Source organism: Citrobacter sp. Cpo045 (assembly GCF_030332875.1).
GTDB lineage: Bacteria > Pseudomonadota > Gammaproteobacteria > Enterobacterales > Enterobacteriaceae > Citrobacter > Citrobacter portucalensis.
Window position 1 is genome coordinate 1 of the sequence record NZ_JAOWGZ010000032.1, and the last position, 3,698, is coordinate 3,698.

Below are 3,698 nucleotides of genomic sequence, written 5' to 3' on the forward strand. Positions count from 1 at the left end.
TGGTAAGCAGAGTTTTTGAAATGTAAGGCCTTTGAATAAGACAAAAGGCTGCCTCATCGCTAACTTTGCAACAGTGCCGGCTTTCGCGCTCGGCGGCGGAGAGGATCGAACGGCGGGGCATGCGGTTTCCTTCTTCTTGAAAACGTAGGTTTGTGACAAGCCCGCCAAGGCAACCGGCGCGGCACGGGAATCAAGGCATTGCGATTCTCGAAAATAGTTCTTGAAATTCTATTCTTGATTGCATATCATCTCAACGAGTTTCGATAAGAAAGGATGCGCATGCGACCGTCTGGTTCGCTGGTGGGCAAGGAAGCAGCAGCCGACACGCTCATCGGCAACTGCACGACCGCACGACCAGCCTCCCGTTCAAATTCGAGTTAGAACTCATATCCAGCCTGTCTGGGGGCACTGTGAAAGAGGGATCTCCGATGACTGTTGAATCGAGAATATTTTCTGTAGCCGAGTATGTTCAGCCGTCCGAAGGCGAGCCTATTCGTTCCGTTGTGCTTGAAACCCGAGACTCAATTATCGTGGTTTGGCATGTCCATCCCGGGCAGGAAATTGCGGCTCACATTCATCCTCACGGCCAAGACACGTGGACTGTTTTGTCGGGAATGGCTGATTACTTTCAGGGCAATGGGATTGTTCGTGCCCTCAGGGAAGGTGAGATAGCCGTGGCAAGACCGGGCCAAGTGCACGGGGCGCGAAATACAGGTACCGAGCCATTTGTGTTAGTCTCGGTTGTGGCATCAGCCAATGCCGGTTTCGTATTGGCTGAGCGATAGAGCCCAATCTCTGGAGTTGGTCCAATGAGCGGTCGGGGAGATAGGTAACAGACATGCAGCGGACACGGCTGCTAAACCAGGTCGCAAACCTCCTTGCGTCGCAGCGTGCCGCAAGCGACGCGATCAATCGAATGGGGTCGGCATGAGACTGAACACCATCCAGTTCCCGACCGCGTAGCCGCCTGTCCTGCCGATCAGGTCTTGACCATCGACGCCTGGGATCAGTCCTGAATGTTCTTGGAGACCACTACGTTAGGGGTTTGAGGTCCAATGGGGCGAAAACCTACGCTAAGAGTCTACATATTCATTAACATGTTGATTTAAAGGCCTTAATTCACCATTCATCACGTTTTCAGACAAGGTGAATGAGTAATGCCCTAACATATTGATATGACCGTGCATCAGCGGTGATAATCTGGATATATCTTCTTCGTTAATTTCAGTAGGCTGGCTATCTGTATTAATATGTCCAAGGGCTTCCTGCATATACAGCGTATTCCATAAAACAACAGTATTTGTTACCAGTCCCAATGATCCAAGTTGATCCTCTTGCCCTTCGCGATAGCGTTTTCTGATTTCACCACGTTGACCATGGCAAATGGCGCGAGCCACACTGTGTCTCCCTTCACCCCGGTTTAGTTGCGTTAGTATTCGGCGACGATAATCTTCATCATCAATATAATTCAGCAGGTATAGCGTTTTATTTATTCGCCCAGCTTCAATGATGGCCTGCGCCAAACTAGACGGGCGCGTGCTCTTCAATAAACTACGGATTAGCTCTGATGCTTGTACAGTTCCCAATTTAAGAGAACCCGCAATCCGCATCATATCGTCCCAGTTAGCCTCAATCAGTGCTAGATTGATGCAACCACGGGCCAATTCATCGAGAGGGCCGTAATTCGCATTTTTATCCACTCGCCAGAAAACGGCATCTCCGGCATCCGCCAGACGTGGGGAAAACTGGTATCCCAACAACCAGAACAGACCGAATATCAAATCACTGGCACCTGCTGTATCAGTCATAATTTCCTGTGGATTTAACCCCGTTTGCTGTTCAAGTAAACCCTCCAGAACAAAGATTGAGTCTCTCAACGTACCTGGGACAACAATGCCGTGAAAACCAGAAAACTGATCGGAGATAAAGTTGTACCAGGTAATTCCACGATCAGAGCCAAAGTATTTTCTATTGGGTCCGGCGTTAATCGTTTTTACTGGCGTAACAAAACGCATACCATCAGCAGATGCGACCTCTCCACCACCCCATCGCTGAGCGAGACTGAGCGTAGCCTGGTAATCAACCAGGCGAGCATTCGCTTTGATAAGGGTTTCTGACCGAAAATAATTTTGTTTCACCCAACTAAGACGATGCCGGGTTAATGATGGAATATTGTGCTTAATTAATGGTTCAAAGCCAATGTTGCAGGCTTCTGCCAGTAATACAGCACAAATGCTGATATGCAGATCTTTCGCTCGCGCATTAGACTCGCTGACATGAGTAAATTCTTCGGCAAATCCTGTATGGGCATTGATTTCCAGTAAGAGCTCAGTCAGATCCACCAAAGGTAAAAGACCTCTGACTTGTCTGTTGAGAGCTATCAGACTTGGTGATTCATCCAGTTTCTCTAGGCTGCTGATAGTCAACGTAGGATGTTTCCCCCCGTATTCGATATGGACTGACGCATTATCATCAAAGCTATCAGCTACCGCTTTCCAGGCAAAATCTAACTGCTGAGCAAGCTTTTCTGTTGCCTGCTGAGCATTGACAGGGTGGCCTAATGCTCGACAGACAGAGACGCGTTGAGCTTGCCATTCTGTCCCTTGTAATAGCTTTGACCGTGGATCTCCCCAACGATCGCTATTCTCAAGATAAATATCCCGCCGCCTTAATGCATCCTGAAACCGCTCAAGTAGACATAGTGAATAGCCAGGCCGTCTTACTCGGCCTTCTTCGTCAAAAACCAAACGCTTCCAGGGGCCGGTAATAATATTTTTTGGAGCATCGTCAAGGATGTGCTTTCTTGAAGCGCCTAGCGACGATAAATAGTTAAAAGCTGCCAGAGTATGTTCTCCCGCCGGGGCGGCCAGAAAAGTTAATTCCCGAAGAACTCTGGGTAGAAAACGGCGAACGCGCCCATATTGTTCAATCATTTCATCTTGGAAATTATTGTCTGCCGGTCGGGCCAACTCATTGACCATTTTTACCGACTCAGCCAGTCTTTCTTTGGAAATGCAGGAAAAAATTGATTTTCGGAGGTGGGAATCATCAGTTACCTCATCCAGCAGGAGTGCACAGGCTTTTGCCAGTATCAACGAAGAGCGGTCCAAATCCTTCAACGTCCTCAACCGCTTCTTTTGCCCTGCTTTTTTAGCCTCTCCCGCAATATTAGTGATTAGCATATCCAAAACATCGATGGCTTCATCCAGCGCAATGACCTCCAATGATTTAACAAAGGCAATAAGTATCGCTGTACGTTTCTTCATGGGGATACGAACTATCTTTTTTACCGAGGTTACATTGGCATAGCGAGCAAGACTTTTTAGCTGAGCCGGTGGAAGGCCTGTAAAATCAAGTTGCTGAAAACCCAGTTGGTGCAATTTGTTATAACGATCAAGTGCATCGTTAAATGCAGGACTACTGACTGTCACAGGACCTTTTTTCAGTTGCTCGAACATGGATACTCTCTGACCTTCACTAAAGCTCAGTAATTCATCCAGTTGTCGTTTCTGTTCATCATTGGGCAATGCCAGTAATCTTTGCCAAAGACGGTTTGCTGCTCGTTCGCGGATTTCGGTGATCACTCTGGAGAGTGTTGTGGTTCCTGGTAATAAAATTGGCACTGTTGCAAATAGTCGGTGGTGATAAACTTATCATCCCCTTTTGCTGATGGAGCTGCACATGAACCCATTCAAAGG

At 47.8% G+C, this 3,698-nt stretch carries 1 protein-coding gene and 1 pseudogene; one reads left to right on the forward strand and one right to left on the reverse strand.

What is annotated here, in order from left to right:
• Positions 1–428: 428 nt before the first annotated feature.
• Entirely contained in the window at positions 429–785 is a 357-nt protein-coding gene (locus OGY13_RS00250; RefSeq protein WP_000215515.1) for a cupin domain-containing protein, read from the forward strand.
• 288 nt (positions 786–1,073) lie between these two features.
• On the opposite strand, the pseudogene OGY13_RS00255 reads toward OGY13_RS00250, so the two are convergent.
• A pseudogene (locus OGY13_RS00255) lies at positions 1,074–3,617 on the reverse strand (Tn3 family transposase); the annotation flags it as partial.
• Positions 3,618–3,698 lie beyond the last annotated feature (81 nt).

What these genes read in the sequence shown, in the direction of transcription:
- OGY13_RS00250 (WP_000215515.1), top strand. Translation starts at nt 429, where the DNA reads ATGACTGTTGAATCGAGAATATTTTCTGTAGCCGAGTATGTTCAGCCG.